The organism is Microbulbifer maximicatervae (SeqCode), assembly GCF_056232625.1.
Window position 1 is genome coordinate 1,433,237 of sequence record NZ_CP174324.1, and the last position, 19,548, is coordinate 1,452,784.

At 46.7% G+C, this 19,548-nt stretch carries 19 protein-coding genes; 9 read left to right on the forward strand and 10 right to left on the reverse strand.

What is annotated here, in order from left to right:
• Nucleotides 1–347 precede the first annotated feature (347 nt).
• The 3 genes from ACJJI6_RS06180 (at nucleotide 348) to ACJJI6_RS06190 (ending at nucleotide 3,672) form a co-directional block, all read left to right on the forward strand.
• Entirely contained in the window at nucleotides 348–1,145 is a 798-nt protein-coding gene (locus tag ACJJI6_RS06180; protein ID WP_475712832.1) for a hypothetical protein, read from the forward strand.
• 1,070 nt (nucleotides 1,146–2,215) lie between these two features.
• Complete coding sequence (locus ACJJI6_RS06185; protein ID WP_475712833.1) at nucleotides 2,216–2,719, forward strand: hypothetical protein; 504 nt, start codon at nucleotides 2,216–2,218, stop codon at nucleotides 2,717–2,719.
• Nucleotides 2,716–3,672: a histone deacetylase family protein gene (locus tag ACJJI6_RS06190; RefSeq protein ID WP_475712834.1), complete on the forward strand. Its 957-nt coding sequence runs from the start codon at nucleotides 2,716–2,718 to the stop codon at nucleotides 3,670–3,672. Before ACJJI6_RS06185 ends, ACJJI6_RS06190 begins: the two co-directional genes overlap by 4 nt.
• 127 nt (nucleotides 3,673–3,799) lie before the next feature.
• On the opposite strand, the gene ACJJI6_RS06195 is transcribed toward ACJJI6_RS06190, so the two are convergent.
• The 5 genes from ACJJI6_RS06195 to ACJJI6_RS06215 form a co-directional block, all read right to left on the reverse strand.
• On the reverse strand, nucleotides 3,800–4,681 hold the full coding sequence (locus tag ACJJI6_RS06195) for a DMT family transporter (RefSeq protein WP_475712835.1): 882 nt from the start codon (nucleotides 4,679–4,681) through the stop codon (nucleotides 3,800–3,802).
• Nucleotides 4,682–5,207: 526 nt separating this feature from the next.
• Nucleotides 5,208–6,020 carry a hypothetical protein gene (locus tag ACJJI6_RS06200; protein WP_475712836.1) on the reverse strand — a complete coding sequence of 271 codons (813 nt, stop codon included), beginning with the start codon at nucleotides 6,018–6,020 and terminating at the stop codon, nucleotides 5,208–5,210.
• A 270-nt stretch (nucleotides 6,021–6,290) separates the two neighbouring features.
• On the reverse strand, nucleotides 6,291–6,512 hold the full coding sequence (locus tag ACJJI6_RS06205; protein WP_475712837.1) for a hypothetical protein: 222 nt from the start codon (nucleotides 6,510–6,512) through the stop codon (nucleotides 6,291–6,293).
• Between the two features lie 458 nt (nucleotides 6,513–6,970).
• Nucleotides 6,971–7,180, reverse strand: coding sequence for a hypothetical protein (locus ACJJI6_RS06210; protein WP_475712838.1), 210 nt, complete (start codon nucleotides 7,178–7,180; stop codon nucleotides 6,971–6,973).
• 1,239 nt (nucleotides 7,181–8,419) lie between these two features.
• Nucleotides 8,420–8,833 carry a hypothetical protein gene (locus ACJJI6_RS06215; protein ID WP_475712839.1) on the reverse strand — a complete coding sequence of 138 codons (414 nt, stop codon included), beginning with the start codon at nucleotides 8,831–8,833 and terminating at the stop codon, nucleotides 8,420–8,422.
• A 248-nt stretch (nucleotides 8,834–9,081) separates the two neighbouring features.
• Between ACJJI6_RS06215 and ACJJI6_RS06220 the strand changes: the two genes are divergently transcribed.
• Nucleotides 9,082–10,257 carry a thiolase family protein gene (locus tag ACJJI6_RS06220; RefSeq protein ID WP_444908172.1) on the forward strand — a complete coding sequence of 392 codons (1,176 nt, stop codon included), beginning with the start codon at nucleotides 9,082–9,084 and terminating at the stop codon, nucleotides 10,255–10,257.
• 11 nt (nucleotides 10,258–10,268) lie between these two features.
• Entirely contained in the window at nucleotides 10,269–10,706 is a 438-nt protein-coding gene (locus ACJJI6_RS06225) for a cupin domain-containing protein (RefSeq protein ID WP_475712840.1), read from the forward strand.
• A gap of 39 nt (nucleotides 10,707–10,745) precedes the next feature.
• Here ACJJI6_RS06225 and ACJJI6_RS06230 read toward each other — a convergent pair whose 3' ends face one another.
• From ACJJI6_RS06230 to cadR, 3 genes are all read right to left on the reverse strand, one after another.
• The gene (locus ACJJI6_RS06230) at nucleotides 10,746–11,150 is read right to left on the reverse strand and encodes an acyl-CoA thioesterase (protein WP_108733067.1); all 405 of its coding nucleotides are present in this window, start codon (nucleotides 11,148–11,150) and stop codon (nucleotides 10,746–10,748) included.
• A 104-nt stretch (nucleotides 11,151–11,254) separates the two neighbouring features.
• Nucleotides 11,255–12,091: a metallophosphoesterase gene (locus tag ACJJI6_RS06235; protein WP_444957821.1), complete on the reverse strand. Its 837-nt coding sequence runs from the start codon at nucleotides 12,089–12,091 to the stop codon at nucleotides 11,255–11,257.
• Between the two features lie 21 nt (nucleotides 12,092–12,112).
• Nucleotides 12,113–12,547 (reverse strand): Cd(II)/Pb(II)-responsive transcriptional regulator, encoded by a 435-nt coding sequence (cadR, locus tag ACJJI6_RS06240; protein WP_475712841.1) that lies wholly within the window; start codon nucleotides 12,545–12,547, stop codon nucleotides 12,113–12,115.
• A 77-nt stretch (nucleotides 12,548–12,624) separates the two neighbouring features.
• On the opposite strand from cadR, the gene ACJJI6_RS06245 reads away from it, so the two are divergent.
• Both ACJJI6_RS06245 and ACJJI6_RS06250 read left to right on the forward strand, forming a co-directional pair.
• Nucleotides 12,625–14,811: a heavy metal translocating P-type ATPase gene (locus ACJJI6_RS06245; RefSeq protein WP_475712842.1), complete on the forward strand. Its 2,187-nt coding sequence runs from the start codon at nucleotides 12,625–12,627 to the stop codon at nucleotides 14,809–14,811.
• A 306-nt stretch (nucleotides 14,812–15,117) separates the two neighbouring features.
• Nucleotides 15,118–15,444, forward strand: a complete 327-nt coding sequence (locus ACJJI6_RS06250; RefSeq protein ID WP_444908167.1) for an energy transducer TonB — start codon at nucleotides 15,118–15,120, stop codon at nucleotides 15,442–15,444.
• A 96-nt stretch (nucleotides 15,445–15,540) separates the two neighbouring features.
• On the opposite strand, the gene ACJJI6_RS06255 is transcribed toward ACJJI6_RS06250, so the two are convergent.
• Both ACJJI6_RS06255 and norR read right to left on the reverse strand, forming a co-directional pair.
• A complete protein-coding gene (locus ACJJI6_RS06255) occupies nucleotides 15,541–15,813 on the reverse strand; it encodes a hypothetical protein (RefSeq protein ID WP_475712843.1) in 273 nt (90 codons plus the stop codon).
• Nucleotides 15,814–15,836: 23 nt separating this feature from the next.
• Complete coding sequence (gene norR, locus ACJJI6_RS06260) at nucleotides 15,837–17,408, reverse strand: nitric oxide reductase transcriptional regulator NorR (RefSeq protein ID WP_475712844.1); 1,572 nt, start codon at nucleotides 17,406–17,408, stop codon at nucleotides 15,837–15,839.
• Between the two features lie 81 nt (nucleotides 17,409–17,489).
• Between norR and ACJJI6_RS06265 the strand changes: the two genes are divergently transcribed.
• Together ACJJI6_RS06265 and ACJJI6_RS06270 are read left to right on the forward strand one after the other, a co-directional pair.
• On the forward strand, nucleotides 17,490–17,831 hold the full coding sequence (locus tag ACJJI6_RS06265; protein ID WP_475712845.1) for a hypothetical protein: 342 nt from the start codon (nucleotides 17,490–17,492) through the stop codon (nucleotides 17,829–17,831).
• 448 nt (nucleotides 17,832–18,279) lie between these two features.
• Nucleotides 18,280–19,545 carry a glycosyltransferase family 2 protein gene (locus tag ACJJI6_RS06270; RefSeq protein WP_444894014.1) on the forward strand — a complete coding sequence of 422 codons (1,266 nt, stop codon included), beginning with the start codon at nucleotides 18,280–18,282 and terminating at the stop codon, nucleotides 19,543–19,545.
• Nucleotides 19,546–19,548 lie beyond the last annotated feature (3 nt).

Consider the following 19,548-nt stretch of genomic DNA (forward strand, 5'->3'; position numbering starts at 1 on the left):
ACGACAAGCATTAATATTCCACTGGCTGCCAAATTAAAAAACAATACAAGTCCTACATAGCCAGCACCTTGCCTCACAGTAAGCAGAATTCGTTAGATTCGAACCCTATTACCACTGGGTGTCCCATTGTGCATGAAGAGAATTTTTCGCAGATATCTAAATTTGTTGTTGACTGTGAAAATCACGACTAACACATTAAGTCTAGGACAAATATCCCGACCTCTGTTTCTCACGAGACCTCTTCCTATACATCAATACAGATTAATTACTACTAAACCTTACCCTATATCAACAAAAAAAGGTGCTGAACTGGCCAACTACTGAGACTGCCCCTCAATGGCACCAAAGTGCAATTAAGCACACAGAATCACTTGCACCTTTACTCAAAAAAAAACGAGAAAAAACACTTTGCAAAGAAATGTAAATCTCTTAAAGTTTCTCCCGCCAACACGAGCCCGACTCCAATTGGCAAACTATTAGTAGTTGAAGGATTTAACTTAATGAAAAAAATTTCTGCATTTATTTTTTCCACCCTACTCATCATTTGTGGGCAGGCAAATGCAAAAAATACACTTGAACCAGGCACCTGGTTACAGTCTGGCGAAAAATTAGTATCAAACAATGGTCGGTTTGAGCTTATTATGCAAACGCCAGGAAATTTGGTGCTATACAAAGTTGGCACCAACAGCAGCACTGGGGAGAGATGGCAAACAGCATTATGGGCAACCCGCACCGGAGGCAACCCAGGTAATCCAGGTGCAAAAGCATTTATGCAAAGATCCAACGGTCAACTTGTAGTTTACACTGCAGACAACAAACCTCTGTGGGTTTCTGGAACTGCAAAAACTGCAAATAAAGATACCAGACTTTTCCTGATGGACACTGGAAATCTAGTACTTTTAAAGCCAGATGGAACTCCTATTTGGCATACTGACACCGGCCCTAAAGAATGTAAAACTGAAAATGTCCATATGTGGGGCGGCAGCATACAGTATGGCGTAACTTTCCCTTCAGAACAGAGCTGTAAGGCTTACGTTCCCCTGCTTCCTAGTTCAGATAAATATTGGGCACCTGCTTCTGGTCCCGAACCTTGTGTAATATCCCCGGCATATGCCGGTAAGTATCCACAAACCATTTGTGAATAATTCTTAACCGAGCCATCCTAAGGGATCAGCCCCTACTTTTTAGGGGCTGATCTGACTAACACGCTTCTTCTTTAAACCTCTAAATATAAAGTTATTTTTATTGACTCAATCACCCGAAGACCTATAAACCTGAAATTAATCGATTTCAGTTGAAGAGACCTTGCTACAGTGAATGCTGTAAAATCAAAAACCATATTAGTATATGTAAAATCCAAGATAGCGCTCTTAACTTTAATGTAACCCCATGAGCACTGCCCGAGTGTGCAAAAGGCAACCTTGTAAGAAGCTTATAATTACTAGATGAAGTTATTCAGGCTTAGTATACATATATGAGTCCATCGACCATTGGGCTAATGCCGAGCTTTTTTCCGCAGCCAGCTAATCTTTTGATGAGACTTTTTCTAGGTGCCATCCAAAATCACAGCTTCTTAATTTCTAGTAAATTTCTTCATAGTTTGGATACGTCTTAGATCTAAATCGGTAAGTGATGCTCCTAAAGCTGTTACCTCTAATGTTGCTGGCACTGCTCTCTCATATTTTAGGTTCGATAATTTATTCTGTACTATTGAGGCTGGTGCAGTTCTCAGTGTATTCCAAGGCAATGTAAAACTGAAGATATCTGGCCAGGGCAGAAATGACGATCCTGTTTTCCTGGGCGGCGGTAAGCAGAACGTTTGGCAGGCGATGATTTACCACTCAAATAGCACTAATCAATTCATCCATAAAAAGTTAAACTAGCTGTGATAAAAATGTAGGCTTTTGCTCTCCAATTTTATCACACAACTGTTAGGCCTCCATAACCTCCAAAGATAAAGAAGTGCTATTCATCCATTTATCGATCGATGGCAAATCCCTATCGAATATAAACTCAAAACTACTGTTTCTTCATACAATGACTACTGGATCGGTAGAATAGTACGGCATCAGATCAGTGCAATTGCCTGAAAATACATACCCAGATGCAAGTATGCTAACCTCCCGCCTAAATAAAATTAGTCACTGAACCACAAAAACTGAACCGCCCTTTCTTTATTGAGTATTGAATTTAGAAGTCGCTACCCAATAAGGAAATGGCTATTACTGTTCATGTCTGGAAGAAAAAGACCGGGAATGTCGGACATGCTTCCATCACCATTGATAACACCTATATCAGCTACTGGCCTTCTTCAGCGGCAGGGAAAAAGGACTTTAAAATCGGGCGATCGCACAGCCCTTCCTTTCCAAGTGGTTATCGAGTTGATAGGCGCCTCGAGGGTGGTGATGTGGATCAGAACATTCTTATCGATGGGCTGAATGAAACAAAAATGATTGAAGCCTGGGAAAACTTCAAGGGCGAACAAAAGCATTACAATATGAAGGATCAGAATTGCTCGACGGTCGCTGCCTGGCTACTTGAGACTGGCTCAGGGTTCGCATCACCTGGAAAAGGAGGAATCAAAATCAGTGACTGGGCAGCGAGCCCTATTCACCGTATTCTCTTCCAGTTACGCTTTTTCGGTAATCATATTGATATGTGGACACCCAATGATGTGTTAGCTTATGCGCTACAAATTCGAAGCCAGATAACCTCATGAGCCTACCGCTATTCTACTCGCCAAATTACAACATCAGCTTGCCGCTGCTTTCCAGCTTGCATCCTTTTGATGGCTGTAAATATGAGAAAGAATTGGCACTGATTAATGCCGAGTCAGAAGCGAACATTGAGTTAAAAGTTGTTTCAGAGCCTCTTAGTCAAGACTGGCTGTTATCTGTACATACGCAACCCTATTTAGATAGCTTGCATCAACCGAAAACACTGGCTCGCGTTATAGAGATGCCGCTACTGCGCTTGCTGCCCGCAGGCGTTTTAAATAAATATTTCATGAAACCAATGCGCTTTGCAGCAGAAGGCACTTGCTTGGCGGTACGGGAAGCCTTGAGCCAGAAAACCTCTGCTTTGAATCTCGGTGGAGGTTATCACCATGCATTCGCTGGTCACGGTGAAGGGTTCTGTGCTTTCGCCGATGTAGCCATTGCTATTAATCGTGCCCGCGAACAGCACCTGCTCTCACCAGATGACAATATCTGGGTAATTGACCTTGATGCCCATAGAGGGAATGGGTTTGCTGATTGGGCCATGGAGGACCCCAATATACATATCTTTGATATGTACAATATGCAAGCCTACCCCGGCTTGCACCCCGATGAGCAGGAATCTCGCTGGCCATTTTTAGTCCCCCTAAAGCAAGGAACAGATACTGAAGGTTACCTCAGTCGGTTGGAGTCGGAATTTTCGGACTTCATTAAGCAGAGTCCGCTGCCTAAATTGGTTATCTACAATGCAGGCACAGATATTATTGCCCAGGACAAGCTGGAGGGGCTCCAGGTCAGTATCGATGGGGCCAGAAAAAGGGACCAATGGCTGGTTGACCAGATTCAATCGCTGGATGTGCCTATGGTCACCGTAACCAGTGGCGGCTACTCCGAAAACTCCTATCGTCTAATAGCTGACTTGGCGATTTACCAGGCAAAAAAGGTAACAAGTTGAAGCTCTGGAGAGGCCTCTGTCATTGAGAAAAGTGGCCTAGTAAACAACCGCTCCCTAACCCACCAAATTTTTCAAAGACTTTTGAGTATTTAGGCACTTGATTGACGCTGGAGTACTGAGCACCAAGTTACTCTTTGAGCTCTTTCGCCCGCAACCAAGCCAACCCGAGACCAGCGGCAACCGTAATACCCATGCCTATCACACCACGGATACCGAATTCTGTGCCAAACATAAAACGATCAGCTAACACACCGACGAGGATCGCACTGTAAAACAGTGCCCCAACGAGGTAAGCAGGTGCAACACGATTAGCGATCGTGTAAGCAAGATTCTGTGGAACAAACAGCAGTGCGGGAATCGCGAGAATCCATAGCGACGATGTCTCTACCTTCGCCCCCTCCCAGAATACAATAGATAAGCTAAAGACCAACATCCCAACAGCGAAATAGAACATGATGCGCTCAGGTGGCTCGGTCCGGCCTGCGACACCGGTTGTGATACTACCCGCTGCACGCGCTACTCCCGCCAGCAACGCAAGGAGTGAGTAGGGATTGAAAATGCCCTGAACACTGTGCTGGATCAAAATGAGGCATACGCCCAAGAATGCCAGTATCGCAAGAAAGATAGTGGCGATACTAACCCGGTGACCGAGGAATACTCGGGCCATCAACATGGCAAAGAATGGATTCGTGCTTTCCAGCACCAGGGCATCTGCGATGGGTATGCCCTTGACCGCCCAATAGAAGGCAGCAAAATAGACAAAACCTGATATGGAGCGAAGGATAAGGATCTGGGGATTCACCGGCCTTATCCCCGCCATCCCTTGTCGCATCAGAAGAAACATACCCGACAATGGAGCAAGCAATATGACCTGTGCAGCCAATAGCAGAAATGGGCTAAGGCCTGCACCAGAACCCAGCTTACCGGCAATACCAAGCCCCCCCATCAACACTCCGCCGAGAAGAGCTAACCCAACACCCAGGGAATGATTTTGATAAGTGGATGGCAAACTGTCACTACCTTTGGCAAATAGAGGTCAAACCTGCCTGAGAGGCAATAATGATGCCTTCATTTATGCATCGGGCAGGTCATTACAGAGCAGAACACTATGTAACATTAGCCCTCCGATTGATTCATTTCCTATTGGGCTGGCCAAAGATTTTGACGCAGCAATTCCTTGCCTGCCGGCGTCAGTTTCCCTGTTACAAAAAATATGAACGTCATAATATGAAAGCTGAGTTTTGGCCACTTTTAGATCAAGAGTATTAATCCTGTCCCCAGTTCTACCTCAACAGATATACAGCGTAAGCGACTGTCGGTACTTCCTTTCCACCAGACCTAATCCCAACCCAATATCTCGTTACTTCTCCTTGCGGTTTATATCAAACCCTATGGGCTTTATCGCACAAAGATGGTTGGTAGCCCTAAATTACTTCAACTTGGCGGTGGAGCGTAAGAATCTATAGACGCTCGCTTGAATATGGAGATTGTACCTACACCCTATTTATTAAACTCGCGTTATGCCTTGCCGATCGCTAACTTGTATAAATATCACTGCTCTCGGAAAATTCTCTTAGTGTCTTCATATATTTTTCTACATATTTTAGAGCGCTTTCTTTGCTAATCAGTGGTTCGCAATATCCAAAAACAAACACTCCTTCTCCATCTATTGTACATGTCACTAGCATTATGGGGTGTTCTCCATGTGTTTGAACGGTCATAACCACACCAAAGTCAAAGAACTTCAAACGGCCCGTATACTCACCTATATCCCCTACATTGGATACGCAAATCCCAGATGTAAAGTAATCTTTCGCAGTACTAGAATATTTAGCCAAATGTTCGATCTCAACAAGGCTGTAATCGGGCACAAGTGGAGGTTTAAAAAAATGCCCACTTCTCAACTGCAAATAGACTTTTCTTTGAATTAAACGCGCGAGATCTAACAAGTTGAGACTAGTCTCATCTGAGGATAAGGATATAGTTAATACAGTTGTACATTCCCCTATAACATCTCGATCTATCTGGCGTTTACACAAGTACTGTGCATTTATAGGTAACATTAACTCTGTTGTTGAGCGGAAACCTGGTAAAGACCGGGCAGCAATAACAGCAATGGCATTATAAATAGAGGTAACCTGAACATTCTCACGCTTTGAAAGTAAGTGTAAATGGGAGCATAATTTTTTGGGGAGGACACGATACATAGAACATCCCTTTCGAAGGGAAGCGTTTACTGCCTGCTCTACAGGCCACTTTGAAGAAACATCATTTTCGTCACCAACTGCCGACTTTCTTTTTTTAAGATGCTTTATGGAACTAACATAATCCACCACCGATTTTTGCATTATCGAAGCAGAGGATTTATCTTCCGCCCCCCTCTCAAGTACCGATCCAAATCTCTAACCAAGAGTAATAAGGAGCGCCCATCCATGGCAGCATGGCTTACCATAAAAGCAATCCACCTTACTTCTTCATCCTCATTCACATAAACCGTGAAACGATAAGTATACTTATCCAGCTTAAGAACTTTACTTCCTAATCGCTTGAACTCTTCCTGATAATTTAAAGGCAATGCACCATGCTTTATTTCAAAAGGTATCGCCTTAAAAGCTACATCACAGAACCAATAAGCATGATGATTTTTTTTCTATACGAGAACGGAGCATTGGGTGCAGGTTATGGAGGTATTCCATTCCCTTTAGCAATTCTTCGACGCCGAGAGACTTACATGCCCTGAAAAAGACAGCTAGTTGAACCGCACCGTTTGACTTTTCGGTCAACTCTACAAAAAGTGCCTCCTGAGCCCCAAGCTTCCGAAAAGGTTTTGCTTTTTTCATTGCAGGCTCTTCCCAGTAGGGAGATCACTGCCAATAGTATAGAACGAGAAAGCGCTATAGCCACGCAACATTTGTAATAATCGATTCTACATAACCACTAGATTTGCACAAACCTCATAGATACCGGCGTTATAAGTGATGAGACCTCTTTCCCCTTGCCGTTTTTTTGTGGTGCCTTACTGCCCCAATAAACTGTCAGTTACTATCAACGCCGCTCAACATTCTCCGCCTAATAAAAACATATAAATGATAAGCAACAACTACAAATCCGACCTTGCACCCCATCTAAATTGAGTCGATTAACTTTTGGTTCTCTGAATCAAAAAAAGTGAATACACATAAGCAATGACATTCGTTAAATCAACCTGCATAACCTTTAAAAATATAACCAGTCAGCATCCAAGCAATAAGAGCCTGTTCTCGCTGTATACGCAGAGCATTTCCTTGTGGGAGAGATGCTAAATCAATGAAGTCGAGTCTGGTTTATTATGCTCATCAAGCCAATTTTCTAGTTCGCCCAAACGATCATCTAATCGTTCACCCAGCCCTTGAAATGCACTCGGTTCATCTATTAGTACCTCTAGCCCTCTGGCAGTTTCGCCCAAGCTTATATAACCACCTAAATAAATTACTTCTTCAGAAAAATCAGTCCCACCAGGTGCAATCAAACCCTATATTCCTACAATAACCAACACACATAGAGATAACGAAGAAGGCCAGCTGAATGTAGGCTAGTTGGCTTCCACAAAAACAAGTCAGGAACCTCATGGGAACCTATACCAACCCGCTGACCCTGAAAGAATGATACCAGATCGAAGTCCTCAATGGACGGAGCTATTCGGCTTGAGCTATTGCTCTTCAGCTCATTCGCTCCAACAAAACTATCTCCCGAGAGCTTAATTGCTTTCATCCTTACTGTGCTGAGAGCGCTCATCCCCAGGCTTTACGCAGGCGATATTAGCTAATAAGTGCACAAAGTTTTATTTCGCCATGAAGGTGCAAATCGACCATCAGCTAAAAACGCTAGCCCCGAACAAGTTGCTGGTCGGATGAAGCTTGAGAAATGTGAGAAAACGGTCAGTTGTTCTACCATTTATTGCTGGATAGCTCAGCTAGGTTGGATACGAGCAAACGAACTGAACTGGATCAGCTGCGACATAATGTAAAGTACAAATTTATCAAAGAACAACAAAGTAGCTTTCCGATTAGAGTGCTCTACCGAAGTAATGCAGCTAAATAAGAGTAGCTATTACATTTGGTGTCGCCATATTGTGATAGCCAAATAGATAACCAAACTTAGCAACCATACCATCGATTGAAAACCTTATTATTAGAATCTCTTGAGAGCCTCGAAAGCTGAAGTTTAATGATTCTGTTACGTTAATAAGGCATTAAAATTAGGCATTATTCAGTCCGAAAACCAACAAAAAAAATGGGCTTAGCAGTAAAACTCAAGAGGTGATTTACACTAACCACAGATAGCAAACACCACCTCCCAGCTGCTGAAAACCTTCTGAATAGGGATTTCTCACCGAATACTAAAAATCAAGTTTGAACTATGAATACCACTTACATCTGGGCCGTGCAGGGCTGGTTATCCTTGGCGGTGGTGTTTGATCTTTATTCACGCCGGATTAATGGCTGACACCTAGACCACCTGATGGAAACAGCCCTGGCAAGTCGTGCGCTGATATCTATCAATTTGCACACGCCACCAAAAGGTCTTCTGCACCAATCTGATCGAGGTAGTCAGTATACCAGATAAACACCAAGGGTTACTTAAGAAGCATAGAACGGTGTACTCAATAGATTTTCTTAAGCAAGAAGTTATAAAGGGATAATCGCTAGAGCGGAAGTCAGCGGAGCACTACGAACTCCCGCTTCAACTCACGAAACTCCAGAGGCAATCACCTAAACGCAATTATCCCAAAAAAAATAAATGCAAAGGAGAAGAATAGACAAAGCCACCACTTCATCACGTAGGGCTTTGACATGCATTTTTTAGACAAATTTCTCATTGAGGAAGTCTGTCTAGACAATTGCATCAACTTTTCTACGCCATCACCCCTAAGCATATAAAGCTGCCACAAATATCCCAAGCAAGCCATGCCCATATAGAAATAAATAGACAGCACACCCACACCAAGAAACCAGTTCAGGAGTAAATTCAAGCCAATAGTAAACGACCCTACATATACAAGACACGGAAATAAGAGGGCATCATAAATTAACCCTGGCCCTTTTTTAGTTTTAGGGTTAACTGCCAGCTTAACCATAGGTCCATAGAAAACCCAAAATGCAACCATCAGAAAATTATTCATTCCACCATACAACACTTTATTTCAGTTATTACTTTCCTTTACCAACTAGTCACCTGTTGATAAAAGTTGATTGTATTTTCACCAAAAGCCACGCCGCTCCCACGACCAAACCATAGGGTCTAACGCTTTAGCTGTCAAAAATGAGAGGGATAGATCCCAAAGCAGCTCCAAACTCACCTCCCTCCTGCAAGCCCCTCTATCTGATCTAATGTAAACACATCCCCTCCCCGATCGTGTGAGCTACACCCATGAGAGATGTCGCCGTTGTTGCCTATTGCCGAACTGCCATCGCCAAAGCCAGGCGGGGTGCGCTGAATGAAACTCACGGTATTTCTATGGCTGCCCATGTCCTGAGGGAGGTGGTTTATAAGGCGGGTTTAACGCCACAGGAAGTGGAAGACGTTGTGTTGGGGTGCGGCTTACCCGAGGGGGCTACTGGGCACAATGTCGCGCGCAACGCGGCACTATTTGCCGGCTTTGGGTCTCAAGTGCCGGGTTTTACTATAAATCGCTACTGCGGCTCTGGCCTCAATGCGGCTTCTATTGTGGCCAACCGTATTGCCGCAGGCGAAATGCAAATTGGGGTGGCCGGTGGCGTCGAGAGTATCAGCCTGGTGCAGTTCAACTTGAACCTGAACCATTTTGTCTATGAGCCCTTACAAAAGAAAGTGCCGGCAGTTTGGTGGACCATGATCCAAACGGCCGACTATGTCGCCGATCAATACAACATCAGTCGTGAAGATCAGGATCGCTATGTGGTTGAATCACAAAAGCGTGTTGCCGAAGCTCAAAAGGCCGGAAAGTTTGCCGAGGAAATCACGCCGTTTGATACGGTAATGGCAGTGAAAGATAAGGAGAGTGGCGAAACCAATCGCCTGAAAGTCACCTTGTCAGAAGATGAAGGCCCCCGCCCCGGCACAACCATGGAAGCCCTGTCTGCGCTGGAACCGGTGAACACAGGAGGGACGATAACTCCCGGTAATGCGTCCCAGTTATCCGATGGGGCCGCAGCGGTCGTCATGATGGATGCTGAACTGGCAGCGCAGAGAAACCTGCCTATTCTGGGGCTGTTTCGCGGTATGCAGCTGGGAGCGGTAGCGCCAAAAGAGATGAGTATTGCGGTAGCGCCAGCGGTCAGTCGCCTTATGAAGCGCCACCAACTCACCCAGGATATGATTGACCTTTGGGAGCTACATGAGGCTTTTGCCGTAACCACCCTATACAACCAAGCTGAACTCAAAACCCCTTGGGACATTACCAATGTTAATGGCGGTGCTATTGCGCTCGGCCACCCCTACGGTATGTCGGGCATCCGCTATCTGGGTTCAACCCTATTAGAACTGGGCCGGCGCGACGCCCATCGGGCAATTATTGGTGTCTGCACTGCCGGCGGTATGGCGACGGCTGCTTACTTAGAGCGATAAGGAATCAGCCCATGAACACCTGGAAGCCTATGGCTGCCCTAGTATTACTGCTACTGCTCCCCTTGGCGGGTTATCTACAAGAAGATATGCAGGGGGTAAAATTTGACACGCTGGTAGAATCGACCAAGGATTGGGCCGGAGATACCCTACCCCAATATCCAGAGGGGCAGCCAGAGCTCTCTGTAGTGCGTGTGACAATCGAGCCCGGCGCACGGCTACCAGTGCACAAACACCCCGTACCTAATAGCGTCTATGTTGCCGAAGGCACTTTAAAAGTTACCCTGGTTGACCAGGATAAAAGCCTAACTTTGGATGAGGGGAAAGCCTACGTTGAAGTCACCGATATGTGGCATTTTGGGCGCAATGAAGGCGACAAGCCGGCGACACTTATCATTTTTTACGCTGGTGCTAAGGGAATTCCGACAACGGTCTTTCAAAAAGATAATTAGGAAGCACCCTACTCTAATAACTTGCCGATGAATTGGCAGCTAACTGACGCGCAGCAGGGCCTCTCTAAGATAGCCTGGTAATGGGGTCTTTAGCTTTTCAGGGGATGATAGAGTGACATAGGTAATATTGGCGGTGAACGCTAGTATTCCATTCTCCAAAAAGCCTTTCGTTTGAAACGTAAAAGAGTGATTACCAATATCCGCAACAGAAACATGGATACTTAATTCTTGATCCCAGGTTACAGGGGATAGAAATTCCAGGTTAAAAGCTCTTACAGGTGTAAGAAAACCCAGCTGTTTCATTCTGGCGATAGCAGGCCCTTCAAGCAAAACAGCCATTGCATCATGGGTTGCCTCAAGTGCAAAAGATGAGAACCTTGGGGTGTATACGATTCCCTCGGGATCACAATCCCCGAACAGTACTTTTCGTTTGACGGTTATCATCGTATCAACCCGTTATTTCTTATCTGGGCTGGAATTATATGTGAAGGCCTCCACTCCATTCCTACCAAACCACCTACCCAAATCCATCATTGAGAGATCAAACCTCAAGGACCAAATATGGATAATACAGTTACTTCTGGTGGCACCAGGAAACGTACTGGCAAAATACTGGTCCCTACCCCAGGGCTTACATAGAGGTGTTTATCACCTTCAACAATATGCCCAATAGCAAAACGCTGCCCGTAACTTGAAGGTACTATGGGCCGCCCAATAAACGGCAAGTAGACCTGGCCCCCGTGAGTATGCCCGGCGATAGTTAATGACAGCTCCGCAGGCAGTTCGGGGAAAATATCCGGATTATGAGTGAAGGCCAATATCGTCTCACCTTCATCTATCCCTTGCATTGCTTTTTTAACATCGTGAGGCCCCTCCCAAAAATCACTGATTCCCACTAGTCGTAATTTACATTCGCTACTAACCAGACTTACTGACTTATCCTCAAGCACTGAAATTCCCTGGTTTTCAAGGGATTGCTCAACCCGCGCTGCATCAAGCCACCAATCATGATTTCCCAATACGGCAAACACCCCCATCGGGGCCTTGAGTTCTTTAAGAATTCCCGCTGCATCCTCCGGCGGAACAAATTTACCTCCAACAACCCCCTGAATAACAAAGTCACCGGGTAGGAGAATAAGGTCGGGTTGGCTTTTATTAACAGTCTCAACCAGGTTTTGTAAGCTCTTCCGCCCCTTGTAAGGGGAACCTACATGCAGGTCAGCAAGTATCGCGACCCTTAGCCCGTTACATTCCTTTGGCCAGGTATCTACGACAATATCATCTTCATTAATTCGGAAACTTGCAGGCTCAACGATAAATGCCCATACGGCCAACAACAAACCAATACAAAATAATACGATAAAAGTTATACGCCACTTACTCAAAACAAGGCCCAAAATTTACGACTAACACTCATTATTATTTGCCGGATGGCCATGACAGCTACAATCTGTCAGCTCCCGCATAATGTCACAGGCATTAATTGCCTGGCCACCCTCACATCGATTGCGTAAATCTACCAAGCTTTTTCGCAACTGCTTGAGCGATTCCAGTTGTTTTTCGACTCGTTGAATTTGATCATCAACCACGCTATCAATATCAGTGCAGCTTTGCGATGGAACCTCTTTTAATCTCAACAGGTTGCGAATATCCTCGAGGGGGATATCCAGAGAACGACAGTGGCGAATAAAACGCAGTTGTTCCAGGTGAGACTCTGAGTAAAGCCGGAAATTACCCTCTGAGCGAGCGGGCTCTGGCAGTAGCCCTGCCTGCTCGTAGTAACGAACCGTTTCCACTTTGCAGCCTACTCTCCTGGCAGCTTCACCAATCTTGTAAGCCATGCCACTCCCTCTTGACTCTATAGTTACTAGAGGGATTGTAATACTGGCTCACTGACTGATCTATCCGAGAGTGAATAATGGTCAAGCGCGATTCCAGCTGTGGCTGCAGCGGGGCAACCCAAGCCACAACCATGACGCCGATTCAAAACACCAATAACAATAGCGACAAAGGTGACCTGTCCCTGTTCTCCATCAGCAAGATGGACTGCCCCACTGAAGAGGGGTTGATACGCGCCAAGCTCTCCGGCATGCAGGGCATTTACCAGCTGGACTTTAATCTGGTGCAGCGAATCCTACAGGTGCGCCACGCGCCAGGTATGGAGAGCAAGATCCTCAACACCCTAACCCCTCTTGACCTGGACGCACGCCTGGCCACGGAAGATGACATCGATTCCGCGCCACCTACCACCCATGCAAACTGGTGGTTATTGGGCGCTGCCGGTTTGGCGGCGATTGCCTCCGAGGTCGTATTCTGGTTACAGGGGGGGAACAATTGGCTGGTAATGATACTGGCCCTGGCCGCTATCGCTGGCGGCGGACTCACGACCTACAAAAAGGGCTGGATCGCGCTCAGCAATCGCAACCTGAATATGAACGCGCTGATGTCCATCGCGGTCACCGGCGCCCTGCTTATCGGTCACTGGCCCGAAGCGGCAATGGTGATGGTGTTATTCACCCTGGCAGAATTAATTGAAGCCAAATCCCTGGATCGTGCCCGCAATGCGATTCGGGAGTTAATGGACCTGGCCCCGGAAACCGCCACCGTACAGGGTCCAGATGGCGAGTGGGTTTCCATGTCAGCCAAGACAGTTCCGGTTGGCACCACCATTCGGGTGCGCCCCGGCGAACGTATCGCTCTTGATGGGGAGGTAATACGCGGCAATTCAGCAGTAAACCAGGCCCCAATTACCGGGGAGAGCCTTCCGGTAGACAAAGGCCCTGGAGATGAACTTTTCGCCGGCAGTATCAACGAATCCGGGGCACTCGAATACCAATCTACGGCAGCTGCCAACGATAATCTGCTCGCCCGAATCATTCATGCGGTGGAAGCCGCACAAGGTAGTCGCGCACCAACCCAGCGCTTTGTCGACCAATTCGCCCGCTGGTATACGCCCCTGGTATTTGCAGTGGCACTGGCTACTGCGGTAATACCGCCGCTGCTTTTTGCCGGCAGCTGGATGGAATGGATCTATCGCGCACTCGTGTTACTGGTAATCGCCTGCCCCTGCGCACTGGTGATTGCAACTCCTGTCACCATCGTAAGCGGCTTGGCATCGGCCACCCGCCACGGAATCCTTGTCAAAGGCGGGGCCTACCTTGAGCAGGGGCGCCACCTTCGCTGGTTGGCATTGGATAAAACTGGAACCATCACCCATGGCCTGCCAACCGTCACGGATTTTAAAGTGTTAGCGCCAATGCCCGCGGAAGAGGTACAAACCCTGGCGGCGAGCCTAGCCGAACGTTCCGATCATCCGGTATCCAGGGCCGTACTTGAGTTTGCTCAGATTCCCCACGAACGCCTACAAGAAGTGGATAGTTTTGAAGCCCTGGCCGGGCGCGGCGTCAGGGGCAGAATTCAGGGAGATCAGTGCTACCTGGGTAACCACCGGCTTATTGAAGAATTGGGCATTTGCTCCGCCGAGCTGGAGCGCCAACTGGGAACCCTTGAGGAAGAAGGGAAGACTGTTGTGATGCTGACCCGGGAGAACTCCGTTCTGGCGATATTTGCTGTCGCCGATACCGTGAAGGAATCGAGCCAACACGCCATTGAGAGCCTTCACAAGCTGGGCGTGAAAACACTAATGCTTTCCGGGGACAACCAGCACACTGCAGATGCGATTGCTAAACAAGTCGGCATCGATCGGGCTGAAGGCAACCTACTGCCGGAAGACAAGCTCAGAGAGGTGGAGGCTCTATCTGGAAAAGGCCAGGTTGGCATGGTTGGCGATGGCATTAACGATGCCCCCGCCTTGGCACGTGCTGATATAGGGTTTGCTATGGGAGCAACGGGAACCGACACAGCGATAGAAACTGCTGATGTGGCCCTGATGGACGACAATCTGGGCAAGATCGCCACCTTTATCCAACTATCTCGTTCAACGGCCCATATACTTTGGCAGAACATTATCTTGGCGCTGGGCATTAAAGCGGTCTTTCTAGTGCTTGCTTTTGCCGGAGAAGCAACCATGTGGATGGCTGTTTTTGCCGATATGGGGACTAGCCTGCTCGTGGTTTTTAATGGGTTGAGAGTGATGAGGAAATGAGCCGGTTTGATATACGGTTTTTCTAGTTAACCGTACTAATTCAGCAATATAGTCTTTCCATTAACTCCGCTAGATACCGGATAGATTACTTGCTATTTAACAGCTACAGAGAAAATCTATAGGGTGTTACACTTGCCATTTCAATAATTGCAAAGAAGATTAAAAGTTTTGAACAAATTAGCCCTGATATCTATTATTTTTCTTCTTTGCAGTTGTACTGACTCTCCAACAAGCAAAAATTGCAGCTCTTACGACGAATGCCCCCAGTACATTGGCTTTTATAAATCCAGCATAGTAGACAGGGAAATGGCAAGAGAGAAAGGCGGGCCTGTTCCTGTTTACAAATCACTGCCAATATACCCTCAAGAAGCGCTGGAAAAGCAGATGGAAGGCTACGTAATTGTTGAGTATGACATTAATAAAAACGGCGATCCGGTAGACCCCCGAGTTATTAAAAGTAAGCCCTCGGGTTTCTTTGAAGAATCTGCTATCCAGACAGCAAAACACTTTAAATATGAAGCAACTCCAGAAGAGTTCAATAACATTAGAACCAAAGTCATTTATAATATTGCCGAGAATCAACCTGATAGCCAAGAAACATTTTTTGCATATTTATTGTGGCTAGCGATTTAGTTATTTTTATACAAGATCGCAAGTATAAGTATTTACAGCTCTAGCCTTCTATCAAATGCTTGGAGTAATATCACATGCAAATCGTAATACCCCTTATCAATTCCACCAGCGTCTAAAACTAATAAGGCTACGTGCCAGCAAAAAGGGAACCAGAAACTGGCCACTCATCTGAAGTGCAAACTTTGGCCAGAAATCTATTTCTTCAGAGAAGAATGACAATACAAGATTGCCTGGAAATAAAAATGTACCGAAATATGGCCAACCCCCACCAATTATTTTCCAGTTATACGCAAATGCCAGTAAGCCGATAGTCAGGGAAATTACCCCTACAACCAGTGAAAGCCGTAATCCTTTATCGCTAATCAACATTGCAACTCCTTGCTTCATATAGATTACTTACCTCGAACAACCTCTTTCTTGATGTAAACACCCAACCTTTTAGCGAGACGCACCAAGTTCCCTCGGTCTACGGATAGTAATTTGGCCGCTTTACTCCAGTTCCCATCGGTCTCAGCCAGGGCACCCCCAATGAGTTCACGCTGATAGTTTTCCGTTTCCACCCTTAAATCAATAGCCTCAGACAGCGACTCTACCGGTTTCTGCGGAGGCTTCTGAATAACCTGGTCATCGGGAATTTCAATTTGTGCTGCAGTAATGGCAACAATAGCTTCTGGAGAGCTACCTTTGCGGGCCCTAAGGGCTGCGCGGCTGATAATATGTTCCAGCTCACGAACATTACCCGGCCAAGCGTATCGCTGTAGCTTGTTGGTGGCCTCTGTACTGAGACGCAACTGACGAAAACCCAGCTTCCTGCGGGAGCGCTCCAAGAAGTAGTCTGCCAACAGCAGGACATCATTACCCCTCCGGCATAGCGGTGGGACTTCAAGGGGATATACAGAGAGGCGGTGGTAGAGATCAGCTCGGAAAGTACCGTTTTCAATCCCTTTGCGTAAATCCCTATTAGTCGCCGCTACAATACGAACATCTACATGCTGCACCGTATCTTTGCCTACCGGTTGAATCTCACCACTTTGCAATACACGCAACAGTTTGCTCTGCACCACAAGCGGTAACTCGCCAACCTCATCCAGGAAAATAGTGCCGCCGTTCGCCAGTAAAAATTTGCCGGGCCTCTCGCGATCTGCACCGGTGAAGGCCCCTTTTGAATGGCCAAAAAGTTCAGCTTCCGCCAGGGTTTCAGTCAGGGAAGCGCAATTCAGATAGACTAAGGGCCTCTCCTTGCGAGTCGACAACCTGTGGACGGTACGGGCCACCAGCTCTTTCCCCACCCCCGTTTCACCGAGAATCAGCACGTTGTAATCCGACCCAGCCACCAGCTCTATCTCACTGCGCAGGGACTGCATTTCCGCGCTCTCACCAATTAATTCACCTCCATCCCGCTCCAGTGCCTGCTGAGTTAGGTCTTTCACCAATTGCTCGGCATGCTCGGCGGAGTGTGACAGGGCTTTTAGCTTGAGGGCTGTGCGTAAAGTGGCCGCAGACAGCGCGGCTATCAGCTCCAGGGTTCGATCACTGATTCGGGCATAGGCATCCGCAGACATGCTATCCACTGTCACCAGACCAATCAGGTGGTTATCTGAATAGAGAGGCAAGCCCATACAAGAGTGCACGGGAAGATCTCCCTCCCTATCCAACAGCAAACCATCAAAGGGATCTGGTAGCTGACAGTCAGATGGGAAGCGGACTGGGTGTTCCGAGGCGCAGATTTGCGCCAGCCGTGGATGCTCATCAATTAGGAATCGCCGCCCCAGAGTCCTTCTGGCAAGCCCTTGGACTGCGAGAGGGGTGAGTGTTTCGCCATTGAGCCCAAGCAAGGCAACGGCATCGCATTTGATCGCCTTGCGGATAGTAGAGAGCAGACGCTCAAAACGATCGCTGTTATTAAGGCTGTTAGCCAGGTCCAGAGCCACTTCGAGCAGCAAGGTTGCGTTGGTATCTACCATAGCTAAATCAGTCCAAAAGACCTTTTAGGGTCATTATGACACGGCAACCACAAAGGTCAATTTGACACAAAAACACTAAGGATGATCCGCAACCCATTGTTTTTATTGTCATTTATATTTGGCATGGCAGTTGCTAAAGATAGATTAACGCCGTTTGAACCTGAGGCCGATATGCTGAATACGGAAAACCCCTTACTGCGTGAGCGTTTCAAGCTACTTCTAAAAGCCGGTAACTTTACGCTGCTTCTGTCAGTTCCCCTGCTAATTCTGACGATTGTTATTTGCTATCCCCTATCGCACCTGTTTTCAATTCCCGCGCAGGTCGCCGGACATATCTTTATGGTGATTAGTGCGACGTTTCTAAAACTGGGCTACATAGGTCGCGTGGTTGCTCAATACAATCTGGACCTTGAGGTTCGATAAAGGCTGAACCGCCGCCTCCGAATTCCCCCCTTCCTATTAGCAGCGAATAAATCAACCCAGAGCCCCTGCTGGCTCTGGGGCTCAGCATTGCCCGACACCTCAAACCACCGTGGACTATACTGACAGTCTCAGAGATAGCATTTCCTTCTAGGGAGACTTATGGCTGCCCCTCTGGTTGAGCCAAGGTCTCTTTTACAGGCTCTATAGCATAAAGGGCCAAAGTCAGGGGGTATCAAAATTGGGCTTAGCCTATACAAGCAGTGAGCTGATAGCCCTTACCAGTGAATGGAAGCTAAGCGTAAGATCAACCTTCCATGCTCGCCCCCTAGTCCACCCAAGCGAAGTGCCGCAAGACACTCGCTGTTCTCCAAATAAGATCACTACCATATCACAGATAGGTAACAGCAATAGCCGGGGCCTGTATTCGCCTATTCAGGAGCAGACCTAAATGTGGGAAATGATCGATGATGGAATTACTTTCTTTGCCACTCAGAGCTACGCCACCCTCTTTACGATGTTTTGGATCGTGGTGGTATTGGAATTCCCTAGATATTTAATGTCGTTTTTTACCTCGGTATTCTTTTTCGCCACAAAACCAGAGTACGAGGAGGACATTGAATCCTTGGGCAGACTCACTGCAGTCATCGCCGGTCACAACGAAGAAAACTCTATTGAAAAGTGTGGCGAGCGCTTACAGGAACAGAGCTATATCCCCTATGAAGTCATCGCAATCAGCGATGGCTCCACAGATAAAACCCGAGACGATATTCATTACCTGCAAAACAAGGGCCGCTTGGATGGCGCTCATGCAACAGAACTGCGTGGAGGCAAGGCCTCAGCCCTCAACTTAGGACAGAGATTTTCAACTGGCGACTTTATCGCCTCAATTGATTGCGATTGCACCTTCGATCGCCACGCTATGAAATACGTGATGCAAGGCTTTGCAGATCCCAGGGTTGGCGTGGTTTCTGGTAATGTAATTGTTCGAAACTCCACAGAAAATATACTCAGCTCATTCCAGGCCATTGAATATGTAATCAGTATTTGCTTGGGGCGACACTCTCTAGCGATGCTCGACCAAATGTGTTGTGCCTCCGGTGCCTTCAGTGCTTTTAGGGTATCCGCAATGAATCAAATTGGCGGCTTTGATGCCGGCGGAGGAGAAGACTTAGATATCACCTTTCGTTTGCGGGATTACGGTTGGAAAGTGGAATTTGCACCTGAGGCGATTTGTTATACCGATGTTCCCACCAGCATAACCGTTCTAATGCGCCAGCGCTTTAGGTGGGAACGGGATGCTATTCGTCTTCGTTACCGCAAGTACCTGCATTTTATTAATCCGTTCCGCCAAGGAATGCAGCTAAAAGAGTTTTTTCACCAATATGAATTCCTGGTTTTCAATGTTATTGCCGCAATAGCTTTACCCGTCTATTTAATCTGGCTATTCGTGCGTTATGGCGAAAATGCCTGGTTTATTTTAGCGGGAGCCCAGGTTGTATTAATTGCACTCGATACAATTACCTTTGCTTTAGCTTCTTACGCAACCCCAAAAGTCAAGTCACTTCCCCTTTGGCCCTATATTCCTGCCTATAGCATCTTTTATGTAAACTTTATGCGAGTCGTAAGACTGTATGCTTATGTTCAGGAATGGATCTTTAGAACATCCTATAAAGATTCTTTCGCCCCTTTAAAAGTACACCGTGTTCGTGAGTAGCTT

What these genes read in the sequence shown, in the direction of transcription:
- ACJJI6_RS06185 (WP_475712833.1), top strand. Translation starts at nt 2,216, where the DNA reads ATGGCTATTACTGTTCATGTCTGGAAGAAAAAGACCGGGAATGTCGGA.
- ACJJI6_RS06190 (WP_475712834.1), top strand. Translation starts at nt 2,716, where the DNA reads ATGAGCCTACCGCTATTCTACTCGCCAAATTACAACATCAGCTTGCCG.
- ACJJI6_RS06200 (WP_475712836.1), bottom strand. Translation starts at nt 6,020, where the DNA reads ATGCAAAAATCGGTGGTGGATTATGTTAGTTCCATAAAGCATCTTAAA.
- ACJJI6_RS06205 (WP_475712837.1), bottom strand. Translation starts at nt 6,512, where the DNA reads ATGAAAAAAGCAAAACCTTTTCGGAAGCTTGGGGCTCAGGAGGCACTT.
- ACJJI6_RS06215 (WP_475712839.1), bottom strand. Translation starts at nt 8,833, where the DNA reads ATGAATAATTTTCTGATGGTTGCATTTTGGGTTTTCTATGGACCTATG.
- ACJJI6_RS06220 (WP_444908172.1), top strand. Translation starts at nt 9,082, where the DNA reads ATGAGAGATGTCGCCGTTGTTGCCTATTGCCGAACTGCCATCGCCAAA.
- ACJJI6_RS06225 (WP_475712840.1), top strand. Translation starts at nt 10,269, where the DNA reads ATGAACACCTGGAAGCCTATGGCTGCCCTAGTATTACTGCTACTGCTC.
- ACJJI6_RS06230 (WP_108733067.1), bottom strand. Translation starts at nt 11,150, where the DNA reads ATGATAACCGTCAAACGAAAAGTACTGTTCGGGGATTGTGATCCCGAG.
- cadR (WP_475712841.1), bottom strand. Translation starts at nt 12,547, where the DNA reads ATGGCTTACAAGATTGGTGAAGCTGCCAGGAGAGTAGGCTGCAAAGTG.
- ACJJI6_RS06245 (WP_475712842.1), top strand. Translation starts at nt 12,625, where the DNA reads ATGGTCAAGCGCGATTCCAGCTGTGGCTGCAGCGGGGCAACCCAAGCC.
- ACJJI6_RS06250 (WP_444908167.1), top strand. Translation starts at nt 15,118, where the DNA reads ATGGCAAGAGAGAAAGGCGGGCCTGTTCCTGTTTACAAATCACTGCCA.
- ACJJI6_RS06255 (WP_475712843.1), bottom strand. Translation starts at nt 15,813, where the DNA reads ATGTTGATTAGCGATAAAGGATTACGGCTTTCACTGGTTGTAGGGGTA.
- norR (WP_475712844.1), bottom strand. Translation starts at nt 17,408, where the DNA reads ATGGTAGATACCAACGCAACCTTGCTGCTCGAAGTGGCTCTGGACCTG.
- ACJJI6_RS06265 (WP_475712845.1), top strand. Translation starts at nt 17,490, where the DNA reads ATGATCCGCAACCCATTGTTTTTATTGTCATTTATATTTGGCATGGCA.
- ACJJI6_RS06270 (WP_444894014.1), top strand. Translation starts at nt 18,280, where the DNA reads ATGTGGGAAATGATCGATGATGGAATTACTTTCTTTGCCACTCAGAGC.